Consider the following 20202-nt stretch of genomic DNA (forward strand, 5'->3'; position numbering starts at 1 on the left):
GCGGGCGGTACGGGGAGTCGGGCGAGAGCCGCTCGTACTGGGCGAGGACGAAGAGGGCCTCGGCCTCGGCCCCGGCGCCCTCGTGGGCGACGCCGAGGTAGTAGAGCGTCTTGGGGTCGTCGGCGTCGAGGGCGTAGGCGCTCTGGAGCGCCTGGCGGGCGGGGTCGAACCGCTGGAGCTGGGCGTAGGCCTCGCCGAGGTCGCGGAGGGCGCCGGCGTCGGCGGGCTCGCGGAGGGTGCGGGCCTCGAGCTCGGGGAGGCGCGCGCGGAAGTCGGCGGTGGTGAGGGCGGCCTCGGGCGCGCACCCGGCGAGGGCCGAGGCGAGGAGGAGGAGGCACAGCGTGGGGCACGGGCGCAGCAGTCGCATGAGCCGGTCGCGTCGGTGAGAGTTCGGAAAGAAGCGGTACACATCCACTCGTGTCCTGCGCAGCGGCACGACTCGGGCGTGCCACCATCCCCCTCCTCTCGCCCCCGGCCCGGCCCCTCCCGATCGGCCGTCGGCATGAGGCTGGGCTCGGCGGAGCGCACCGCGAGTCTCAGGGTGATGCCCGCCAACTTAACGGAGCCGTAATTCCCAAACAAACAAGAAAATGGCGGCCGTCCAATTGCGGACGACCGCCACCGGAGAGCGCTTGCTCCCCGTCGTTCCTGTGCGCGGCGCGAGCCGGTCACGTCAGGGCGAAGAGCAGCCAGATCGTGAGGGCGAACGTGACGAGCATGAGGAGCAGCGTGCTCGCCTCACCGGCCGTCGTGACACTCTCTTCTCGTTCGTAATGCGGGATCAGGTCGAGGTTGGCCTCGGCAGCCTCGCGGCGGCGGGCGGCATCTTTGGCCGCCTCGGTCCGCTCGACGTCGCGTTCGTTTTGGTAGGCCTCGACGGCGTCGTCGTGGCTGGCGACGAACCGGCCGTAGCCGCTCCACGCCGCTTCGCCCGGGATGCCCTCGGCGCGGACGCGCCACACCAGCTCCGTCTCCCGCACCGGGAGGGCGCCGTAGAGCGTGAGCGCCGTCGTCTCGCCGGCGTTCACCTCCAGCACGTCGCCGGCGAAGTCAGGGCTCGCGGCCACTTGCAGCCGGTAGCCCGTCGCGCCGGGCACGCCGCGCCACGAGAACGGGACGGCCGAGGCGTCGACGACGGCTCCGTCGAGCGGGGCGAGGGGACGCGGCACCTCCGAAGAGGCCGGCGGCGCGGAGGCGGTCGGGGCGGGAGCGGTCGGGGAGTCGGTAGGCATGGACGTGGAGGTTAGGTCAGACGGTCTGGGAGTAGCGCGGCGCGGCGGTCGCCTCGGCGCGGTCGAGGTAGGCGTCGAAGGCCATCGCGGCGTTGCGGACGAAGGGCCGCCCCCGCTCGGGCACGACGATCCGGTCCGGGCCGAGCACGACGACACCCTCGGCTTCGAGCGCCGCGAGGGCGTCGAGCGCATCCGCGAAGTGCCGGTCGAAGTCGATCCCGAAGCGGGCTTCGACGGCGCGCTTGTCAAGAGCGAAGTCGCACATCAGCCGGGTGATGACGTGGCGGCGCAGCACGTCCTCGTCGGAGAGCCTGAGGCCCCGGGCGACGGGCAGGCGGCCGGCATCGAGCGCGGCGTAGTACGCGGCGAGCCCCTTCTCATTCTGGGCGTAGACCCGGCCGAAACCGCCGATCGCGGAAGCGCCGAAGCCGAGGAGCGCGCAGTCGGCGTGCGTCGCGTAGCCCTGGAAGTTGCGGTGGAGCGTGCCGGCGTCCTGCGCCTGGCAGAGCGGGTCGCCGGGTCGCGCGAAGTGGTCCATGCCGACGTGGCGGTAGCCGCGCGCGGTGAGCGCGTCGAAGGCGAGGGCGTAGAGCCGCAGCCGGGCTTCGGCGTCGGGCAGCGCCTCCGCGTCGATGAGCCGCTGGTGCTTCTTCATCCACGGCACGTGGGCGTAGCCGAACACGCTGAGGCGGTCCGGCTCGAGCGACGCCGCGAGGTCGAGCGTCCGCGCGAACCGCTCCGGCGTCTGGTGCGGGAGCCCGTAGATGAGGTCGAACGAGAGCCCCTCGAACCCGAGCGCCCGCGCCCATTCCGTCGCCTGCCGAACCTGCTCGAACGGCTGCACGCGGCCGATCGCCTCCTGCACCACGGGGTCGAAGCTCTGCACGCCGAAGCTGAGCCGGTTGAAGCCGGCGCGGCGGGCCGCTTCGAGGTGCGCGCGCGTGAGCGTCCGCGGGTCGGCTTCGAGCCCGACCTCGGCGTCGGCGGCGACGGTGAAGCGGCGGCGGGTGTGGGCCATCAGCCGTTCGATCCCGGCCGGGCCGAGCGTCGTCGGCGTGCCGCCGCCCCAGTGGATCTGGCGGACGAGCTGGCCCTCACCGACGCGCTCGGCGACGAGGTCGAGCTCGCGTTCGAGGTACGCGCGGTAGCGCTCGACGGGCTCGGGCCGGTCGGTCACGCGCATGTGGCAGCCGCAGTAATGGCACAGCTTCGCGCAGAACAGCACGTGGGTGTAAAGCGAGAGCGGGCGGTCGGGCTCGTCGCGCAGCCGGTCGAGCGCGGCCCCGTAGTCGTCGGGGCCGAAGCCGTCGTGGAAGTGCGGCGCAGTCGGGTAGCTCGTGTAGCGCGGGCCAGGCCGGCTCATCCGGCGGGCGAGGTCGAAGTCGAACGTCATGGGTCAGCGGGAATCGGGGCGGGAATCGAACGGCTCGGAAGCGTCGGGGCGTCGCGGCGGCGCGGGCTCGTCGTCGAGGAGGATGCGGAGAGCGGGCGTCTCGACGTCGTCGAACTGCCCGTCGCGGACGGCCCACCGGAAGGCGAGCACGCCGGCGCCGGCGAGCAGCAGCGCGAGGGGGACGAGGACGTAGAAGACGGTCATGGGTCCGTGGTCATTAGTCCGTAGTCATTGGTCACTGGTCCGTGGTTGCTCTGTCGAGCAGCGTTTCTGTGTCATCCTGAGCTTGTCGAAGGATCTCTCCCGGCACCGCGTTGCTCATCAGAGATGGGCTTCGCCGAGCCCTTCGGGGTTCCTCGGCTGCGCTCGGGATGACACGTAGGGAGGTCTCACGGAGCTCTTCACCGGAGCCGCCGGTGGCCTGCCGTTGTTCCGGCCACGGCGGCGTGCGATTCGCGGTGAACGAGCGCTGGAGGATGGACGAGGCAACTACGACGAGCGACGAGACCGGCATCGCGACGGCGGCGACGAGCGGCGTGACGAGCCCTGCGACGGCGAGCGCGGCGCCGCCGACGTTGTAGACGAGCGAGAGCCCGAGATTGCGGCGGACGACGCCGAGCGTCCGCGCCGAGCCCCGCAGCGCGTCGGCGAGCGGGGCGAGGCCGGGCCGCGTCATGAACACGTCGGCCGCGACGAGGCTCGCCGTGCTGCCGCCGCCGACGGCCACGCCGACATCGGCCGCCCGCAGCGCCGCCGCATCGTTGACGCCGTCGCCGACCATCAGCACCGTCCGCCCGTCGGCCTGCAGCGCTTCGACGAACGCACGCTTGCCTTCGGGCGAAACGCCGCCGTGCGCATCGCCGGGTGCGATCCCGACCTCGGCCGCGACGGCCGCCGCGACGGCGGGGTGGTCGCCCGACGAGAGGAGCACGCGGTAGCCCCGGCGCTGCCAGCGCGCGACGGTCTCGGCGGCCTCGTCCCGCACCGCGTCGCCGACGGCGAGCACGGCGACGACGATCCCATCGACGGCCACCGCGACGGGCGTGTGGCCGCGCGCCGCGAACGCCGCTACGGCCTCGGTGAACCGAGCATCGGCCGAGACCGAGCGCTCGGCGACGCAGTCGAACCGGCCCACGGTCACGTAGCGGTCGCCGACGACGCCGCACACGCCCTGCCCGGCCGTCGCCTGGAAATCGTCGACGTGGAAGCCGTCGTCTTCCGGCCCGCCCCGTAGCCCGGCCGCGCAGCCGCGCGCCTGCACGATCGCCGTGGCGATCGGGTGGTTGCTGTGGGCTTCGAGCGCGGCGGCGTAGTCGAGCGCGTCCTCGTCGCCGACGAAATCGACGAGGCTCATCCGGCCCTCGGTGAGCGTGCCCGTCTTGTCAAGCACGATCGTGTCGACGTCGGTGAGGCGCTGCGTGGCCTCGTCGCTCTTGATGAAGATGCCGGCGCGGGCGGCGCGGCCCGCCGCCACGGCCATCGCGAGCGGCGTCGCCATGCCGAGCGCGCACGGGCACGTGATGACGAGGAGCGCGACGACGTGCTGCGGCATCGCGCCCGGGTCGAGCCACGCCCAGAGCACGGCCGTGACAGCGGCGAGGGTGAGCACGGCGAGGGCGAAGTACCCGCTGATCCGGTCGGCGAGGAGGACGACGCGGGCCTCGCCCCCTTCCTGCTCGCGGACCCACGCGAGGAGCCGTCCGACGCGCGTGGCGTCGCCCGCCGCCTCGACGCGGACGCGGATCGGCGAGCTAAGATTGGTGGCACCGGCCTCGACGGCGTCGCCCTCGGCGACGGGCTCGGGCCGGCTCTCGCCCGTCAGCACGGCGTTGTTGAGCCGGCTCGCGCCCCGCTCCACGATCCCGTCCACGGGCACGACCTCACCCGCCGGGACCTCGACCACGTCGTCGGGCCGGACCTCGTCGAGCCGGACGACTTCGACGGCGTCGGCGTGGACGCGGCGGACCATCGACGGGATGAGCGCGAGGAGGCGTTCGGTGGCGTCGCCCGCGAGGCGGCGCGAGCGGAGCTGGAGCCACCGCGCCGTGAGGAGCGCGGCGATGAGGACGGTGATCGAGTCGAACCAGACCTCGCCGGTCCCCGTCACGGTCGCCCACGCGCTGTGGCCGGTGCCGACGAGGATGCCGAGCGCGATCGGCGTGTCGATGTGGAGGCGGCGCGGGTCGCGCGCACGGAAGGCGAGGCCGAGCGAGGCCCACGCCCGGCGGAAGAACGGCGCGCCGCCGTACGCGACGGCGGGGACGGCGAGGGCGAGGCTGACGTATCGCGCGGCACTCGCGAGCGCCGACGTTTCGCCGTCGAGCCCGGAGTAGAGCGCGAACGCGAGGAGCATCACGTTCCCGGCGAGCGCCCACGTCACGCCGAGCCGGACGAGGAGCCGTCGCTCGGCGTCGGTGCGCTGCGCCGCGTGCTCGCTCCGCATCGGCCGCGCCGCGTAGCCGAACCGGCTGAGCCACCGGCCGATGTCGGAGAGCCGGACCGTCGCGGGGTCGAACGTGAGCGCGAGGCGGGCGCGCGGGAGGTCGAGCCGCGCCGCCGTCACGCCGTCGAGTTCAAAGGGTAGCCGCTCGACGAGCCACACGCACGCCGCGCAGTGGACGCCGTCGAGGAAGAGCTCGACGGAGCGGAGCCCCTCCCCTGCCGGCTTCGTGTGCGCGTCGAGAAATGCGTCGGTGTCGAGCTCGCCGAGTTGGAGCGGGTCGGCCTCGGCGGGGCGCTCCGCCTTCCGCGTGGGTGCGAGGTCGCGGAGCTTGTAATACGTCCCGCCGAACCCGGCGGCGTCGAGCGCGGCGTAGACGACAGAGCAGCCCGTGCAACAAAACGCGACGCCGTCCTCTCTCCCCCGGATCGGGTGCGTCCCGACGGGGAGCCCACAGTGCGTGCACGGCGTCTCGGGGGCGAGGTCCGGCGCGGCGCGGCGAGAAGCTTGGAGCGTAGCGGGCATGGAGCAGCGGAAAGGTCGGAGCCAAGATCCACCGCCGCGCGCACGCGACGTGACAGCCGCCCCGCGTCCTGCGAAGTGGGGCGACGGGGCGGGCGCGTGTAGGGGCGTTCCCCACACGGCGCTGCCGCTGTCTTCGGCTTACCGCACCGGCGGCGGACCGACGGCCGGCTCCACATCGTACGCCGCGCTCAGCCCCTCTACGATCGTCCGCAGCACCTCGACACGGGCGTACCGCTTGTCGTCGCCCGCCACCACGGTCCACGACGCCTCGCGCGTATGCGTCTTCGCGAGCATGTCCGCGACGGCATCGTGATAATCGTCGCGCCGCTCGCGGTTACGCCAGTCCTCGTCGGTGAGCTTCCAGCGCTTGCGCGGGTCGGCCTCGCGCTCGCGGAAGCGGCGGAGCTGCTCGTCAGCGCTGACGTGCATCCAGAACTTGAGGACGACCGTGCCGTAGTCGACGAGCTGCCGTTCGAAGTCGCGGATCTCGTCGTAGCCCCGCTTCCACTCCTCCTTTTTGGCGAAGCCCTCGACGCGCTCGACGAGCACGCGGCCGTACCAACTCCGGTCGAAGATGGCGAGGCGGCCGGCTTCGGGGAGGCGGCGCCAGAAGCGGTGGAGGTAGTGCCGCCGCGCGTCTTCGCCCTCCGGCGGGCCGATGGGATGGACGACGTAGGCGCGCGGGTCGAGCGGGGCCGTGACGCGGCGGATCGCCCCGCCCTTGCCCGACGCGTCCCACCCCTCGAAGACGAGGACGATGGGGCGGCGTTCGAGATACACCGGATAGCCCAGCGCCTGCAACGCGCGCTGGTAGTACGCGAGTTCGCGCTGGTAGTCGTCCTTGTCGAGCGACCGGCTCAGGTCGGCGTTGTCGAGGCGAGGCGGCTTCATGCGGGGGCGAGGCGCGCTTCGAGCGCGTCGATAAGCGTGCGGTAGACGGCGTGGCGCGTCGCGTTCGGGCATGTCGCCGGGAGGACGGTCCACGGCGCGGCGTCGGTGTGGGTCCGCTCCAGCGCCTCCTCATAGACGGGCAGCCAGGCGTCGTAGCGGTGGTGATTCTGCCAGTCCTCGGGCGTGACGCGCCACGCCGTCACGGGGTCGGCCAGGAGGGCTTCGAGGCGGCGGCGCTGCTCCTCTTTGCTGATGTGGAGGAAGATTTTTACGAGGAGGTAGCCGTCATCGACGAGTGCACGCTCGAACTGGAGTATCTCGTCGTAGGCCCGCTTCCACTGCTTCTTCGTGACGTGGCGGTCGATACGCTCGACGAGGACGCGGCCGTACCAGCTCCGGTCGTAGAACGCCCACTCGCCGTGGCCGGGGATCTTCCGCCAGTAGCGCCAGAGCCACGGCCGCGCCGCCTCGAACGGACGCGGCGCGCGGATCGGGTGGACGGTGAACCCGCGCGGGTCAAGCCGTTCGGTGAGGGTGTGGATCATCGAGCCCTTGCCCGAGGCGTCCCAGCCCTCGAACGCCATCATCAGCGGGAGGCCGGCCTCGCTCGCCGCGCGGTGCAGTTCGGCGAGGCGATCGCGGAGGTCGGCCTCCTCTTCCCCGTAAGCTTCGTCCGAGAGCGTGCGCGTCAGGTCTACGGTGTCGAGCATCATCAGGAGGGGTCGAGCGTCGGCATGGTGCCGAGCGGGGCGCCGTCCGTCGGGAACGCGACGCTGCGCTGCTCGACGGCTTTGGCGATGCGCTTGGCGAAGTAGTAGACCCGCTTGAGGTACTCGATCAGCTCGGACTCGAAGCGGTAGAGGCTGAGCCGGTCGGGGTCGTCGGCCGTCAGGCGGTGGGCGAGGTGGGACTCGGCTTCGTCGGCGAGCCGCTGGATCTCGGACTTGGCGTCGATCACCTCCGCGGCCATCGCCGGGCTGTCAGCATCGAGCGCTTGGAAGGCGAGCTGGACGGTCCAGCACACCCGCTCGTGGAGGGCTTCGAGCCGCTCGCGCGTGCCCTCGCTGACGGTCATCCCCACCCCGAGTCGTTCGAGCCCAGCCCGCACGAGGTTCGTCTCGACGAGGTCGCCGATGTTCTCCATGTTGTTGGCCGCTTCGAGGTAGTCGAAGTGCTGCTCGGTCTGGGCGCGGTCGAGGTTCTCCTGCGCGAGTTTGCCGAGGTAGCCCACGACGGCCTCGTGGAGCCTGTCCACCTCATCGTCGAGCCGTTCGAGCGCCCTCAGCTCTTCTAGTTCGCCGTCGAGCGCGACGGGGAGGGCCTCGCGAACCATCGCATACGCCCGCTCGCCGATCCGGCGGAGCTCCATCCGCACCCGGTCGAGCGCGAGCGCGGGCGTGTCGAAGAGGATCGGGTCGAGGTAGCGCGGCTGCACGACGGCGCCGTCGGCCTCGGACCGCTCCGGGACGAGGCGCCGCACCAGCCACGCGAAGGCCCCCGTGAAGGGCAGGAAGAGCAGCGTGTTGGCGACGTTGAAGAGCGTGTGCGCGTTCGCGATCTGGCGCGGCGCCTCGGCGGCCAGCCGCGCCGCCCCCACCAGCTCCGGGTGACTCGGCGAGATGGCGCGCACGACCTCGGCGAGTTGGACCACGAGCCCGAACCAGATCACTACGCCGACCACCTTGAACACGACGTGGGCGACGGCGGCGCGCACGGCCTCGCGCGGCTTCCCGATCGCCGCCAGCATGGCCGTGGCGCACGTCCCAATATTCGCCCCGAAGACGAGGGCGATCCCCGCCTCGAGCGAGAGGAAGCCCTGGCTCGCGAGGACGATCACGACGCCCATCGTGGCCGACGACGACTGGATCACGGCGGTGAACACGGTGCCGATGAGGATCCCCACGACCACGTTATCCATCTGCTGCATCAGCGCCATGAACGGCGCGTAGCTGCGCAGCGGGTGCGTGGCCTCGCTCATCAGCTCCATCCCGAAGAAGATCAGCCCCAGCCCCAGCACCATCGTGCCGTACTGCCGGACGCGGTCCCGCTTCGAGACGAACTGCATCACGAACCCGACGGCGACGAGCACGAGCGCGTACTGCGTCACCTTGAAAGCCACGATCTGCGCCGTGAGCGTCGTCCCGATGCCAGCCCCGAGGATCACGCCGATCGACTGCGGCAGCGTCATCAGCCCCGCCGAGATGAACCCGACGACGAGCACCGTCGTCACCGACGACGACTGGATCACGGCCGTGACGAGCGCGCCGGCGAGCACCCCCGTGAAGCGGTTCTTCGTCAGCCGGGCCAGCAGCGTCTTCATGCCGCCGCCCGCGACCTGCTTGAGGGCGTCGGTCATCTGCTCCATCCCGAAGAGGAACAGAGCGAGGCCGCCTGCGAGGCCGATCACGATCGGCCCAGCGTTGATGGCATGGGTGGGATCCATGCGCGCGTGGAAAGATGCGTACGTGGGAGGAGTCCGCTGCGCCCGTCGCGGCGGAGATCACGAGGGTACGGCGGAACCCGGTTTCCTACAACCCCTGTGGCAAATCGGAACGCGGCGGACGAGCCCGCCTCAGCGCGCGACGTCGCGGCGGATCTCCGTCACGAACTGCTCGTCGCCGCGGCGGGCGGTGACGGCGAAGTCCCACAGCCCGTCGGCGTTGAGAGGCACGAACTGGCGGTAGACGCCGGGCGCGTCGGACGAAGCGAGCGGGATCCGAGCGACGGTGGCGGCGGACTGCGGACGGCTTACGCGGAGCAGCCCGTTCAGCCCCTCGACCGGTGCGCCCTCGCGGTCCCGCACCACCACGTCGACGGCGCAGAGCCCGCCCTCGCACGCGCCGACCTCGACGCCCGCGCTCCAGCCGAGCGCGTTGCTCGCCGCCTGCGCCGCCTGCTCGTCGTCGAACGCGATGGCGGAGTCGTAATACGCCTCGACGACTTGGGCACCCCCGTCAGACTGGGCGGCGAAGAAGGCTTGAAAGGCGGCGAAGATCGACAGGAGCAGGAGCGCGATGACGAAGCCGGGCCACGCGATGTGCGACGGGATGAGCGGCGGCTTGCGCGGCGGCGCGACCTCGTCGGCGGCGGCATGGCCGTCGCCGGCGAACGGGCCGGATTCGGGAAGCGGGGTTGGGGTCACGGGAGCGGGGGCTTGGCGGGAAGGAGGCGGAGGCATGCCGGTGTTACTGCGACGGGCCGAGGAGGGGGAACGGGACGATTTGCTCCGAGCCGTCGCTGAAGACGATGCGGAAGACGGCGTCACGGCGGTCGGCCCCGGCGAAGAGCGCGCGCGGGACGACGACGAACGCCTCGACCCGCTTCATCTCCGCCGACGCGAGCGGCACCGGCTGCACGCCGACGATCTTCACCTCGGCCTCGGCCGGCTCGACGGCTTCGATCTCGAACGTCGCCGCCGACGGCGTCTGGTTACGGACGCGGAAGCGGAGCCGGTTCGCGACGGTCCCGTCGGGCAGTTCGACGAACGGCTCGCCGACGGCGCGGCCCACGTTCACGTCGAACGCCCCGCGCGAGACCACGCCAACGCCGAGCATCGTCATCACCGTGAGAAAGAGGCCGGCGTAGATCACCGTGCGCGGCCGGAGGATGCGCGTCTTCAGCCCCTCCAGTTCGTGCTCCGACGTGTAGCGGATGAGCCCCGGCGGCTTGCCGATGTTCAGCATGATCTCGTCGCAGGCGTCGATGCACTGCGTGCAGGCGATGCACTCCATCTGGAGCCCGTCGCGGATGTCGATGCCGGTGGGGCAGGTGCGGACGCACGCGAAGCAGTCGATGCAGTCGCCCTGTTTGGGGATCAGCCCGGCCTCCTCCTGCTCGATCTTCTTCTTCGAGCGGCGGGCGCGCGGCTCGCCCCGGCGCGGGTCGTAGGACACGATCATCGAGTCCTCGTCCACGAGCACCGATTGGATGCGGGCGTAGGGGCACGCGATCGTGCACATCTGCTCGCGGAAGTAGCCGAAGTCGTAGAGCACGAGCGCCGTCGTGACGGCCATCAGCACGAAGAAGCCCCAGTGCTCCGTCGGCGGCCCCGTCATCCACTCGATGAGCCGGTCCCACCCGACGAAGTACGACACGAAGACGTGCGCGAGGGCGAGGGAGATCGCGAGGTAGATCCCCCACTTCGCCACCTTCCGCCACGCCTTGTCGAGCGTCCACGGCCCCTCGTCGCGCCGCTTGCGGACGTGCTCTTTCCCTTCGATCCACCGCTCGATCGGGCGGAAGACGAACTCGAGGTAGACCGTCTGCGGGCAGCCCCACCCGCACCACACGCGGCCGAGGAGCGCCGTGAGGAGGATGACGAAGACGAGCGCGCTGAGCCCGAGGAGCAGGAGGAGGAACGTGTCCGTCGGGTAGAACGTGATGCCGAAGAGTGCGAACTCGCGGTGGATGAAGTCGAGAAGGATCGCCGGCCGGCCGTTGATGCGGAGGATGGGGAGCGCGACGAAGAGCACGATCAGCCCCCACCCCATCACGAGGCGTTGCCGGTAGAACGGGCCCTTGCTCAGCGTCGGGTAGATCCACTTCCGGTTGCCCTCCAGGTCGAGCGTGGAGAGCACCGCGTCGGGCGATTCGAGGATGTCGACGCTGTCGGCGTCGATGAACGAGCGTGCGGCCATGGGGGCGGGCGTTTGGGAGAGACGACCCAAGATCGCGCGGCCCCGTGCTCGCCGCCGCCGTCCGACGCCACGGCCTGCCGCAAGGCGGCCCCGTCCCCCACCGTGGGGGGATTCCTTACACGCTGCGCTGTCGCCCCGGCGCTAGCCAGGCGCTAGGCCCCTTCGTAGGGGTCGAGCTCGCCCTCCGGCTCTTTGGCGCCGGCGGGGTCGGTGTCGTCGATGGAGCGGATGAAGGCGAGGAGCTCGGCGCGCTCTTCGGCGGAGAGCACGTTCTCCCACGGCGGCATCCCCTTCGCCGGCACGCCGACGGCGAGGATCTCCCAGATCGCCTCGTTCGAACTGCCGTGGACCCAGTAATCGTCGGTGAGGTTGGGGCCGATGAGGCCCTGCCCCTCGTTGCCGTGGCAGGAGGCACACGTCGCCGCGTAGACCTCGGCGCCGGCCGCAGCCATCTCGGCGTCGCTCGCATAACGCATGAGGGCGCGCTCGTCGGTCTCGAAGGCGGGGCCGCTCGCGGCGTACGCATCGCGCATCTCCACGAGCTCGGCCTGCGCCTCGGCGAGGTCGTCCTCGTAGGTGTCGACGAAGCCGAAGACCTCGATGCCGAGGAAGTACACCACGCCAAAGACGACGGTGATGACGAAGAGCCAGACCCACCAACCGGGCATCGGGTTGTCGTACTCGCGGATGCCGTCGTACTTGTGGCCGGGGATGACTTCGTCGGCGGCGCCGCCGACGAGGAGGGAGCCGGACTCGGGCGCTTTGGGAGACTCGGGAGGGGGCTGGCTCATGTCAGGGGCGGTTGCCGTTGTCGGAGGACGCGCGCGGGAGTTCGGGCGCGTCGTCGAGGGGGAGGTTCTTGTCGTACTCGCGCTTCCGCTTCGAGAGCGTGAAGGCGTAGATCACCATGAGCACGAAGGCGACGAGGAAGGCGATGAGCCCGATCTGGGCGAGGATGCCGGTCTCCATCGCGCGGACCACTTCTTTCATCATGGCTGGTCGGGGGCTTGAATTCCGTCGTCTGCGGGATCGTCTACGACGGTGCCGTCTTCGCTCCGGTCGAGGTCCACGTCGTCGGGCTCGGTGCCCGGCGGGAGGTCTTCGACTTCGAGGTCGGTGCCGGGGAGGTCGCCGGGCTGTTCGTCCTGCATGGTTTCGATGATCTCCTCGCGCTCGTGCTCTTCGAGGTCGTCCTCGGCGGGGGCCGCTCCGAGGAAGGTGCCGAGGCGCTGGAGGTAGGCCACGACGGCGGCGATCTCCTTGTCTTCGAGCCCGGCCGGCCCGCCCTGCTCCACGACGGAGGCGGCGACGGCGGCGGCCTGCGCGCGGGCGAGGGCGACGGCGTTCTCGACCTCCTCGTCGGAGTACGGCACGCCGACGGTGCGGAGCGCGCGGAGCTTGCCGGGGATGTCGTCGAAGTCGAGTTCGTGCGAGAGCAGCCACGGGTACGGCGGCATGATCGAGCGCGGGGACGTGGAGCGCGGGTTCTCCATGTGACGCACGTGCCACAAGTCGGGGTACTTCCCACCGACGCGGGCGAGGTCCGGCCCGGTCCGCTTCGAGCCCCAGAGGAACGGGCTCTCGTAAACGGTCTCGCCGGGCTTCGAGTAGTCGCCGTAGCGCTCGATCTCGTGGCGGAACGGGCGGACCATCTGGCTGTGGCAGCCGACGCAGCCCTCGCGGATGTAGAGGTCGCGGCCGGCGACTTCGAGCGGCGTGAACGGCTCGACCGTCGCGATGTCCTCCACCTGGTCGTCGACGAGCACGAGCGGGAGGAACTCGACGACGCCGCCGACGAGCACGGCGACCGTGGTGAGGGCGGTGAAGACGAGGGGCCACCCTTCGAGCCGGCGGTGGAAGCCGTTGGTGTCGAGGAATTTCATGGGGGATCGGGGTAGGGGCGCAGCATGCTGCGCCCGTACGGGGAAGGCGGGAAGATCAGTGGGCGGCGTCGGCGGGCTCGGCCTGGAGCGGGAGCGCGACGGAGGGGTCGGGGAGGTCCTTCGGCGCGCGGCGGACCGTCATCCACATGTTCACCATCAGCATCATCACGCCGACGAGGTAGAGCGTCCCGCCGATGAGGCGGACCCAGTACATCGGCTTGATCTGGACGACGGTCTCCATGAAGTCGGGGTAGACGAGGCGGCCGGCTGTGTCGAACGCCCGCCACATGAGCCCCTGCGTGATGCCGGAGTTGTACATCGCGAGGACGTACATCAGAATTCCGACGGTGCCCGTCCAGAAGTGCCAGTTGGCGAGTTTCTCCGACCACAGCGGCGTCCGCCAGAGCCGGGGCAGCAGCCAGTAGATCATCCCGAACGTGAGGAACCCGTTCCAGCCGAGCGCGCCGGAGTGGACGTGCGCGATGTTCCAGTCGGTGTAGTGCGAGAGGGCGTTGACGGACTTCACCGAGAGCATCGGGCCCTCGAACGTGGACATCCCGTAGAACGTGATCCCGACAACGAACATCTTGAGCACGACCGAGTCGCGGAGCTTGTGCCACGCGCCGCGCAGCGTGAAGAGCCCGTTGATCATCCCGCCCCACGACGGCATCCAGAGCATGACGGAGAACACCATCCCGAGCGTCGCCGCCCACTCCGGCACGGCGGTGTACTGGAGGTGGTGCGGGCCGGCCCAGATGTAGATGAACACGAGCGACCAGAAGTGGATGATGCTGAGCCGGTACGAGAACACCGGCCGCTCGGCCGCCTTCGGGAGGAAGTAGTACATCAGCCCGAGGAACGGCGTCGTGAGGAAGAAGGCGACGGCGTTGTGGCCGTACCACCACTGCACGAGCGCGTCCTGCACGCCGCGGTAGATGGGATAGCTCTTGAGGAGGTCGGCCGGGATCGCGAGGCTGTTCCCGATGTGGAGCATCGCCACCGTGATGATGGTGGCGATGTAGAACCAGAGCGCGACGTACATGTGCTTCTCGCGGCGTCGCCACAGCGTCCCGAAGAAGTTGACGGCGAAGACGACCCAGATGAGCGTGATGGCGATGTCAATCGGCCACTCCAGCTCGGCATACTCCTTCGACGTCGTATAGCCGAGGGGGAGCGTGATGGCGGCGCTGACGATGATGGCCTGCCAGCCCCAGAAGTGCACCTTGCTCATCACGTCGTTGAACATCCGCGCCTTGCACAGCCGCTGTGTCGAGTAGTAGATCGCGGCGAAGATGGCGTTTCCGGCAAACGCGAAGATCACCGCGTTCGTGTGGAGCGGGCGGAGCCGCCCGAACGAGAGGTACTCGCCGAGGTTGGCCTCGGGGAACGGGAGCTGCAGCGCGATCAGCGCGCCGACGAGCATCCCGATGAAGCCCCACAGCACGGTGGCGTACACGAACATCCGCACGATGGCGTCGTCGTACGAGAAGACCTCGAAGCGCGAGCGGTCGCTGCGGAGGAGGGCCGCTTGGGCGGTCGAGGAGGGAGGGATAGCCATAGGTCGCGGAAGCAGGTGCGGAACGGGGCAGGAGCGAGGGTCGGCGTGATGCGGAAAGGACGGGGGCAAGTAACCCCGCCGCGTGGAGGCGGGCTGACGGTGCGCGGTGCGGCGCGGTGTGGGGCACCTCTGTAGGGGCCGGTAGGGCGTTCCCCTACATCCACGCGAGCTGGATGCGCTCGCGCACGGCTTCGAGCACGCCGGTCCACGGCACCGCCTCGACGGCGAGCGGGACGACTTCGACCGGACACGGCGCCCGCGCGGCGACGGCCTCGGCCACGCTCCCGTGCAAGAGGCGCTGCACGCCCCGGCGGCCGTGCGTCCCCATCACGATGAGGTCGGCCCCGATGTCGCGGGCGCAGGCGAGGATCGACGGCGCGGGGTCGGGCGCGAGCCGCTGCTCGACGGTGAGGCGCACGTCGTCGCCCGCGTGGGCGGCGGCGAGATGCTGGAGGGCATCGCGCGCCACCGTCCGCATCCGCGCCCGCAGCGCGCGCGTCGACTCGGACTCGACGGCCTCCGGCGGGAGGTCGTGCAGGAGCGAGTCGAAGACGTGGAGGAGGTGGACGCGGGCGCCGAGCGAGCGCGCCTTCTCGACGGCGTGGTCGAGCACGGCGGCGTCCTCATCCGAGAGGTCGGTGGGGACGAGGAGTGTGGAGGGAGGCGACATGGGAAGCCGTAGCGATCAGGCCGGCAGGTCCGCCGAGGGCTCCCCTGCTCCCGTCGCGGTGCCCTCGTCCCCGGCCTCGTGCGCGGCAGTGCGGGAAACGCACGACCGGCAGCACGCGCCGCCCGAACTCCGGACGCACGGCCCCGCCGGGAGCGCCGAGGGGAGCAGGAACGCGGGATCCGCCGCGCCGAGCAGCGGCAGCGTCTCCGGCGTCAAGGAGGCAGGGGGAACGAGTTCGGGAGCCATAGCCGGTCGGTGAGTTGGTAGGGAAGGCAGGGTTCAGACGCCGACTTCCGGCTCCGGCGTCGGGCGTGCCGAGCGGTCGGCCGCGAGCGACTCGGCCTGCTGCACGTCGGCATCACTCTTCGTGACGAGGACCGGGCAGCGGGCGAGGCGGAGCACACGCTCGGCCACGCTCCCGAGGAGGAGGTGCTTGAGGCCCGAGAGCCCGCGCGTCCCCATCACGATGAGGCCGCTCCCGAGCCGCTCGGCTTCCTTCACGATCACGTTCGGCGACTGCCCGACGCCGACGTGGACGCGGACGTCGAGCGCCGTGCCGGGCGCCGCCGCCGTCTCGTCATCGACGAGGCCATGGAGCTGTTCGAGCGCGTGCTCGGCGAACTGCGGGCCGTACTCGTAGACGATGAACCCGGTATCGTAGAACGCGGGCACGGGAACCGTCTCGCCGACGTGGAGCAGGTCGAGCCGCGCGCCGAGGAGGCGGGCGAGGCGGACGGCCTGCCGCACGGCGGCCTTGCTCGACTCGGAGAAATCGACAGGCACGAGGATGGACGCGATCTCCTCTACGGTCGGCCCATTCGCGCGCACGGTGAGGACCGGGCACGGCGCCCAGCGAACGACCTCTTCGGCGACGCTGCCGAGCAGCATCCGCCGCAGCCCACTCCGCCCATGCGTCCCCATCACGATGAGGTCGATGTCATGCTCCTCGGCGTAGCGGAGGAGCGCCGGCGCGGCGGCCACATCGCGCACCACGGCGTGCTCCATCTTCACGCTGCCGGGGTCGAAGCGGACGTGCTCGTCGCGGTCGTGCTCGACGCCTTCCTTGAGCCGCTCGCGGAGCTTGTCGAGCGCGTCGGCCCCGGTGTCGGAGCGGCCGTAGGGGTCGGCGTGGAGCACGTCGGCGTGGACGACGTGGACCGTCGCCCCGGACTGGGCGGCGAGGAAGAGCGCGGTTTCGAGGGCGCGCTCGGCGCACGGGGAGAAGTCGCGCGCGACGAGGATGCTGCGGATCGGTTTCATGGGGGTCGGGGGAAGCGGCGGCGTTCCGGCCTGAGCGCGTCAGGCCGGGAGCCGCTCGATGTGGCGAAAGAGGTCGGAGTAGGCGGCGGATTCGGCGGGGCGCGTGTAGGGTGGCGTGGCGGTGCCGCCCCCGCTGAGGAGGAGGACTTGGCCGGTCACGCCGCGAGCCTCGCTGGAGGCGAGGAAGCGGGTCGTGTAAGCCGCATCGTAGAGTTGGTGCGAGCGGCGCTGCCGGTCCACGCGCACGGCCGCCGCCGAGCCCAGCGCTGCCATGTCGAGGGTGTGGTCGGCGCGGGCGGGGTCCTCCATCGCCACGCCGTTGAGCGTGACGCCGCGGTCGTGGAGCGCCGTCGCGGCGGCGTGCACGAAGGCGCCGAACGACGACACGGCGACCTTGCAGGCCGCCTCGCCGAGCCGCCCGGGCCATGCGCCCCGGAGGAGCGCCGTCAGCACGACGTTCCCCTCGGGCTGCCGCTCCAGCGCCGCCCCCGCCATACGGACGGCGGGAACGAACGAGGCGAGGTCGACGGAGAGCGCGCCGTCCCCCGCCCCGTTCCGCACCGTCACCTCGCCGTTGACCACGACGGCGTCGACGCGGCCGAAGGTGCTGAGCGCGGTGCGGATGATGAGGCGGGCGCCGGCGTCCGTCGCCGCGTCGGCCTCCACGAAGACCGGTTCCGCCTCGAGGCCGTGGAGCGCGCGGATGCGCTCGACCTCGGCCAGCACGGGCCGGGCGGCTTGGGCGTTGGCGTCGGAGAAGAGGATGCAGCGTGACTCGCCGGCGAGGCGGCGGGCGACGGCTTGGCCGATGGGGCCGGCGATGCCGGTCACGACGGCCACGGTGCCGACCATACTTGGGGTCGGCGAAAGGGACGCAGCTTCCATGGGAGCGGGCACTGGGGGTGGACTCGGAGGTTCAGCCCCAGGCTACGCCGTCCGCTCCCGCGCCGCTGACAGGCTGCGCGCCGCCCGCATCGTGGGGTCCTTGCGCCCGCCGATGTGGGGGAAATCCTCGCACGAAGAGACGATGAAGGGGCGAGCGGAAGAGACGAAGCGTGGAAGAGTGCCAGCCTTCGCTCTCGGTGCTCCGTAGCTCCCCGATTCCTCGTCTCCTCGATTTTTCGTCTCCTCGTCTCCTCCGATCAGTGCGCGCCTTCGCCCTCGACCCACTGCACGGCCTGCTGCAGCAGTTCTGTCCCCGTCTCGATGTTGAGCTTCTGCTTGATCCGCGCGCGGTAGCTCTCGACCGTCTTCACCGAGAGGTGCAGCCGCTCGGCGATCTCGCGCGTCGGCAGCCCACGCCCCGTCATCTCGAACACCTCCAACTCGCGGTCGGAGAGCACTTCGAGCGGGGACTGCATCGGGGCCTTCCGCCCCACGGCCGCCCCGAAGAGCAGCCGGTCCTTCAGCTCGTCGCTCATATAGATCCCGCCGCGGAGGACGTGGCGGACGGCCTGCACGATCTCGTTCCCCGCCTCCAGCTTCATCACGTAGCCCTTCGCCCCGGCGCGGACGGCGCGCTCGGCGTAGAGCGCCTCGTCGTGGCGGGAGACGACGAGCGTGAGGAGGTCGGGGTTGAGCGCGAGGAGGTGCTTCAAGAGCTCGATCCCGCTCATCCCCGGGAGGGAGATGTCGATGAGGACGAGGTCGGGCTTGAGCTTGTCCATCACCGAGAGGGCTTCCTCGGCGTCGGCGGCTTGCCCGACGACCTCGATGTCGGACTCGGCCGAGAGCGTGAGGGCGAGGCCCTTCCGCATGAGCGGGTGGTCGTCGACGATCATCAGGCGGTGCATGGCGAACGGGGCTAAAGGGGGCGAAAGAAAGGGGCGGAGGATCGAGAGATTACGGGCGGTGGCCGTCGAGGAGGATCGTGCAGGTTACGATCGTCCCCCCGTCGACGGCGGGGCGGATGTCGAGGGTGCCGCCGGCGATGCGGGCGCGGTAGTGCATGATGCGGACGCCCATGCCGCGGTTGTCGTCGGGCCGGGCGGGGGCGGCGACGCTTCCGCCGTGGACCCCGGCGACAGGCGTATCGACGGCGGGCGTGTCGGCGCCGCCGGCGCGGATCGCATCGGGGAAGCCGACGCCGTCGTCGTGGACGCGGAGCCGGACCTGCTCCTTCCCCACCGAGAGCGCGATGTCGATGCGGCTGGCGCGGCCGTGGCGGACGGCGTTGCTCACGGCCTCCTGCGCGATGCGGAAGAGGTGCATCGGGTGCGGGACGGCGGCGACGCCGGCGTCGAGCCCGCTCGTTTCGAACGCGCACGTGACGTTGAAGAGCCGCTCGGCGTTCGAGGCGAGCCGCGTGAGCGCGGCGGCGAGCCCGTTCGCTTCGAGCTCGACGGGCACGAGTCCACGTGCGAGGCCTCGGGCGTACTCGTCGGCTTCTTTGATGAACTGCGTGATCTCGCGCGCGTCCTCGGCGACGGGCGAACCGGCGGCTTCGAGCTGCCGCGCGAGGCCGCGCGCGAGCAGGCCGATCCCGGTGAGCTGCTGGCCGAGCCCGTCGTGGAGGTCCTGCCCGATCCGGCGGCGCTCCTCGTCGGCGATGCGGAGGACCTCGAGCTCGAGCCCCCGCCGCTCGGAGATGTCGCGGACGATGCCGGTGAAGATCTTCCGCCCCTCCAGCTTCACCTCGCTCACGGCGAGGTCGAGGGGGAACGTGCTGCCGTCCTTGCGGCGGCCCGTCACCTCGCGGCCGATCCCGATGATGCGGCGGCGGCCGGTCTGGTGGTAGGCGTGGAGGTAGCCGTCGTGCTCCTCGTGGTAGGGCTCGGGCATGAGCACGCGGACGTTCTTCCCGATCACCTCGGCGGCGGCGTAACCGAAGATCCGCTCGGCCGCCGGGTTGAACGTCTCGATGCGCCCCTCCGCGTCGATCGTGATGATGCCGTCGACGGTCGTTTCGAGAATCGCGCGGGCGAGGGCTTCGCTCTCGCGGAGCGCCCGCTCGGTCCGGCTCTCGCCGAGCGCCCCCGCGAGCACGTGCCCCACGGCCGCGACGAAGGCGTGCTCCTCCTCCCCCAGCACGCCGGGCGCCGGCACGCACGCGGCGAGCACGCCGAAGGGCCGCGCCTCGCCGCCGATCCGCACGCACACGCCCTCCACCACCGTCGGCTCGGGCACGAACGGGGGTCGCGCCGTCCGCTCGCGGAGTGCGACCGGGCCGGACGTCTGCAACGCCTCGGTGAGCGGAAGCCCGGCCTCGTCGGATATCCTGCGCTCGCCCGTGCCGTTCGCCTCCGGATGAAGCAGGAGCCAATCCCCGCCCCGGACCTCGAACACGGCGACGAGGTCGGTCCCCAACGCCTCTCCCACCGTGCGGACGGCGCGCTCGACCACTTCCTGCGGCGTTGCGGCGGTTAGTGCGTACTGCCCCAGCGCGGCTACGGCGTCGTACCGCGGCGTCCCGTCGAGCCCCGCATCGGGGTCGCCGGGGAGGGATAGATGGGGGTTCGACGGGGGCATCTCGTACTCGTTGACGGCGGGGAGAGAAGGTAACGACGGGGTCGGGAGGCGTGAATCTACGGCGCACAGACGCACCGGCGGGGCCGCCGAGCGCGATCCGACCGCCTCTCCGTCGCGGCCGTGCGAACCAGGCCGGGCCGGCACGCATTCTGCGAGGCGGGAGCGCGCGTAGCGGCCATCCCGTGGCCTTCTCGCAGTTTTCACGCCCCCGAGCGCGAGGCGGCCCCTAGTCTCAGGAAATTTTC

At 71.1% G+C, this 20202-nt stretch carries 18 protein-coding genes and 1 pseudogene; all 19 read right to left on the bottom strand.

Features of this window, described 5'->3' with window-relative positions; all coding sequences use genetic code 11:
- Nucleotides 1-367, bottom strand: a 367-nt coding sequence (locus tag ABJF88_17905) for a hypothetical protein (GenBank protein ID MEP0548816.1), incomplete at its 3' end; no start/stop codon positions are given.
- A 301-nt stretch (nt 368-668) separates the two neighbouring features.
- Nucleotides 669-1232, bottom strand: a complete 564-nt coding sequence (locus ABJF88_17910; GenBank protein MEP0548817.1) for a hypothetical protein — start codon at nt 1230-1232, stop codon at nt 669-671.
- Between the two features lie 16 nt (nt 1233-1248).
- Complete coding sequence (hemN, locus tag ABJF88_17915) at nt 1249-2625, bottom strand: oxygen-independent coproporphyrinogen III oxidase (GenBank protein MEP0548818.1); 1377 nt, start codon at nt 2623-2625, stop codon at nt 1249-1251.
- Nucleotides 2626-2628: 3 nt separating this feature from the next.
- On the bottom strand, nt 2629-2829 hold the full coding sequence (gene ccoS / locus ABJF88_17920; GenBank protein MEP0548819.1) for a cbb3-type cytochrome oxidase assembly protein CcoS: 201 nt from the start codon (nt 2827-2829) through the stop codon (nt 2629-2631).
- Nucleotides 2830-2860: 31 nt separating this feature from the next.
- Nucleotides 2861-5590, bottom strand: a complete 2730-nt coding sequence (locus ABJF88_17925) for a heavy metal translocating P-type ATPase (protein ID MEP0548820.1) — start codon at nt 5588-5590, stop codon at nt 2861-2863.
- Between the two features lie 138 nt (nt 5591-5728).
- Complete coding sequence (locus ABJF88_17930; protein MEP0548821.1) at nt 5729-6481, bottom strand: hypothetical protein; 753 nt, start codon at nt 6479-6481, stop codon at nt 5729-5731.
- Complete coding sequence (locus ABJF88_17935; GenBank protein ID MEP0548822.1) at nt 6478-7191, bottom strand: polyphosphate kinase; 714 nt, start codon at nt 7189-7191, stop codon at nt 6478-6480. Before ABJF88_17935 ends, ABJF88_17930 begins: the two co-directional genes overlap by 4 nt.
- 2 nt (nt 7192-7193) lie before the next feature.
- Complete coding sequence (locus ABJF88_17940) at nt 7194-8924, bottom strand: Na/Pi cotransporter family protein (GenBank protein ID MEP0548823.1); 1731 nt, start codon at nt 8922-8924, stop codon at nt 7194-7196.
- A 129-nt stretch (nt 8925-9053) separates the two neighbouring features.
- Nucleotides 9054-9623: a FixH family protein gene (locus ABJF88_17945; protein MEP0548824.1), complete on the bottom strand. Its 570-nt coding sequence runs from the start codon at nt 9621-9623 to the stop codon at nt 9054-9056.
- Between the two features lie 43 nt (nt 9624-9666).
- A complete protein-coding gene (ccoG, locus tag ABJF88_17950) occupies nt 9667-11118 on the bottom strand; it encodes a cytochrome c oxidase accessory protein CcoG (GenBank protein ID MEP0548825.1) in 1452 nt (483 codons plus the stop codon).
- Between the two features lie 152 nt (nt 11119-11270).
- A complete protein-coding gene (locus tag ABJF88_17955) occupies nt 11271-11909 on the bottom strand; it encodes a cbb3-type cytochrome c oxidase N-terminal domain-containing protein (GenBank protein MEP0548826.1) in 639 nt (212 codons plus the stop codon).
- A gap of 1 nt (nt 11910) precedes the next feature.
- Nucleotides 11911-12111 (bottom strand): cbb3-type cytochrome c oxidase subunit 3, encoded by a 201-nt coding sequence (locus tag ABJF88_17960; protein ID MEP0548827.1) that lies wholly within the window; start codon nt 12109-12111, stop codon nt 11911-11913.
- Nucleotides 12112-12338: 227 nt separating this feature from the next.
- Nucleotides 12339-14463, bottom strand: a pseudogene (gene ccoN, locus ABJF88_17965) (cytochrome-c oxidase, cbb3-type subunit I).
- A gap of 250 nt (nt 14464-14713) precedes the next feature.
- Nucleotides 14714-15229, bottom strand: coding sequence for a universal stress protein (locus ABJF88_17970; GenBank protein ID MEP0548828.1), 516 nt, complete (start codon nt 15227-15229; stop codon nt 14714-14716).
- Nucleotides 15230-15244: 15 nt separating this feature from the next.
- Entirely contained in the window at nt 15245-15475 is a 231-nt protein-coding gene (locus tag ABJF88_17975; GenBank protein ID MEP0548829.1) for a hypothetical protein, read from the bottom strand.
- Between the two features lie 33 nt (nt 15476-15508).
- A complete protein-coding gene (locus tag ABJF88_17980; protein MEP0548830.1) occupies nt 15509-16489 on the bottom strand; it encodes a universal stress protein in 981 nt (326 codons plus the stop codon).
- Nucleotides 16490-16528: 39 nt separating this feature from the next.
- Nucleotides 16529-17341 (bottom strand): SDR family oxidoreductase, encoded by an 813-nt coding sequence (locus ABJF88_17985; GenBank protein MEP0548831.1) that lies wholly within the window; start codon nt 17339-17341, stop codon nt 16529-16531.
- A 290-nt stretch (nt 17342-17631) separates the two neighbouring features.
- The gene (locus tag ABJF88_17990) at nt 17632-18282 is read right to left on the bottom strand and encodes a response regulator transcription factor (protein MEP0548832.1); all 651 of its coding nucleotides are present in this window, start codon (nt 18280-18282) and stop codon (nt 17632-17634) included.
- Nucleotides 18283-18331: 49 nt separating this feature from the next.
- The gene (locus ABJF88_17995; GenBank protein ID MEP0548833.1) at nt 18332-19957 is read right to left on the bottom strand and encodes a PAS domain S-box protein; all 1626 of its coding nucleotides are present in this window, start codon (nt 19955-19957) and stop codon (nt 18332-18334) included.
- Between the last annotated feature and the right edge of the window lie 245 nt (nt 19958-20202).

Source organism: Rhodothermales bacterium, from assembly GCA_039944855.1.
Taxonomy (GTDB): Bacteria; Bacteroidota; Rhodothermia; order Rhodothermales; family JANQRZ01; genus JBBSMX01.

Bases quoted from the DNA above. Each gene is read 5' to 3' on its own strand.
- ABJF88_17960 (MEP0548827.1), bottom strand. From the start codon at position 12,111: ATGATGAAAGAAGTGGTCCGCGCGATGGAGACCGGCATCCTCGCCCAG.
- ABJF88_17930 (MEP0548821.1), bottom strand. From the start codon at position 6,481: ATGAAGCCGCCTCGCCTCGACAACGCCGACCTGAGCCGGTCGCTCGAC.
- ABJF88_17935 (MEP0548822.1), bottom strand. From the start codon at position 7,191: ATGCTCGACACCGTAGACCTGACGCGCACGCTCTCGGACGAAGCTTAC.
- ABJF88_17925 (MEP0548820.1), bottom strand. From the start codon at position 5,590: ATGCCCGCTACGCTCCAAGCTTCTCGCCGCGCCGCGCCGGACCTCGCC.
- ABJF88_17970 (MEP0548828.1), bottom strand. From the start codon at position 15,229: ATGTCGCCTCCCTCCACACTCCTCGTCCCCACCGACCTCTCGGATGAG.
- hemN (MEP0548818.1), bottom strand. From the start codon at position 2,625: ATGACGTTCGACTTCGACCTCGCCCGCCGGATGAGCCGGCCTGGCCCG.
- ABJF88_17980 (MEP0548830.1), bottom strand. From the start codon at position 16,489: ATGAAACCGATCCGCAGCATCCTCGTCGCGCGCGACTTCTCCCCGTGC.
- ABJF88_17990 (MEP0548832.1), bottom strand. From the start codon at position 18,282: ATGCACCGCCTGATGATCGTCGACGACCACCCGCTCATGCGGAAGGGC.
- ABJF88_17910 (MEP0548817.1), bottom strand. From the start codon at position 1,232: ATGCCTACCGACTCCCCGACCGCTCCCGCCCCGACCGCCTCCGCGCCG.
- ABJF88_17995 (MEP0548833.1), bottom strand. From the start codon at position 19,957: ATGCCCCCGTCGAACCCCCATCTATCCCTCCCCGGCGACCCCGATGCG.
- ABJF88_17955 (MEP0548826.1), bottom strand. From the start codon at position 11,909: ATGAGCCAGCCCCCTCCCGAGTCTCCCAAAGCGCCCGAGTCCGGCTCC.
- ccoS (MEP0548819.1), bottom strand. From the start codon at position 2,829: ATGACCGTCTTCTACGTCCTCGTCCCCCTCGCGCTGCTGCTCGCCGGC.
- ABJF88_17940 (MEP0548823.1), bottom strand. From the start codon at position 8,924: ATGGATCCCACCCATGCCATCAACGCTGGGCCGATCGTGATCGGCCTC.
- ccoG (MEP0548825.1), bottom strand. From the start codon at position 11,118: ATGGCCGCACGCTCGTTCATCGACGCCGACAGCGTCGACATCCTCGAA.
- ABJF88_17975 (MEP0548829.1), bottom strand. From the start codon at position 15,475: ATGGCTCCCGAACTCGTTCCCCCTGCCTCCTTGACGCCGGAGACGCTG.
- ABJF88_17985 (MEP0548831.1), bottom strand. From the start codon at position 17,341: ATGGTCGGCACCGTGGCCGTCGTGACCGGCATCGCCGGCCCCATCGGC.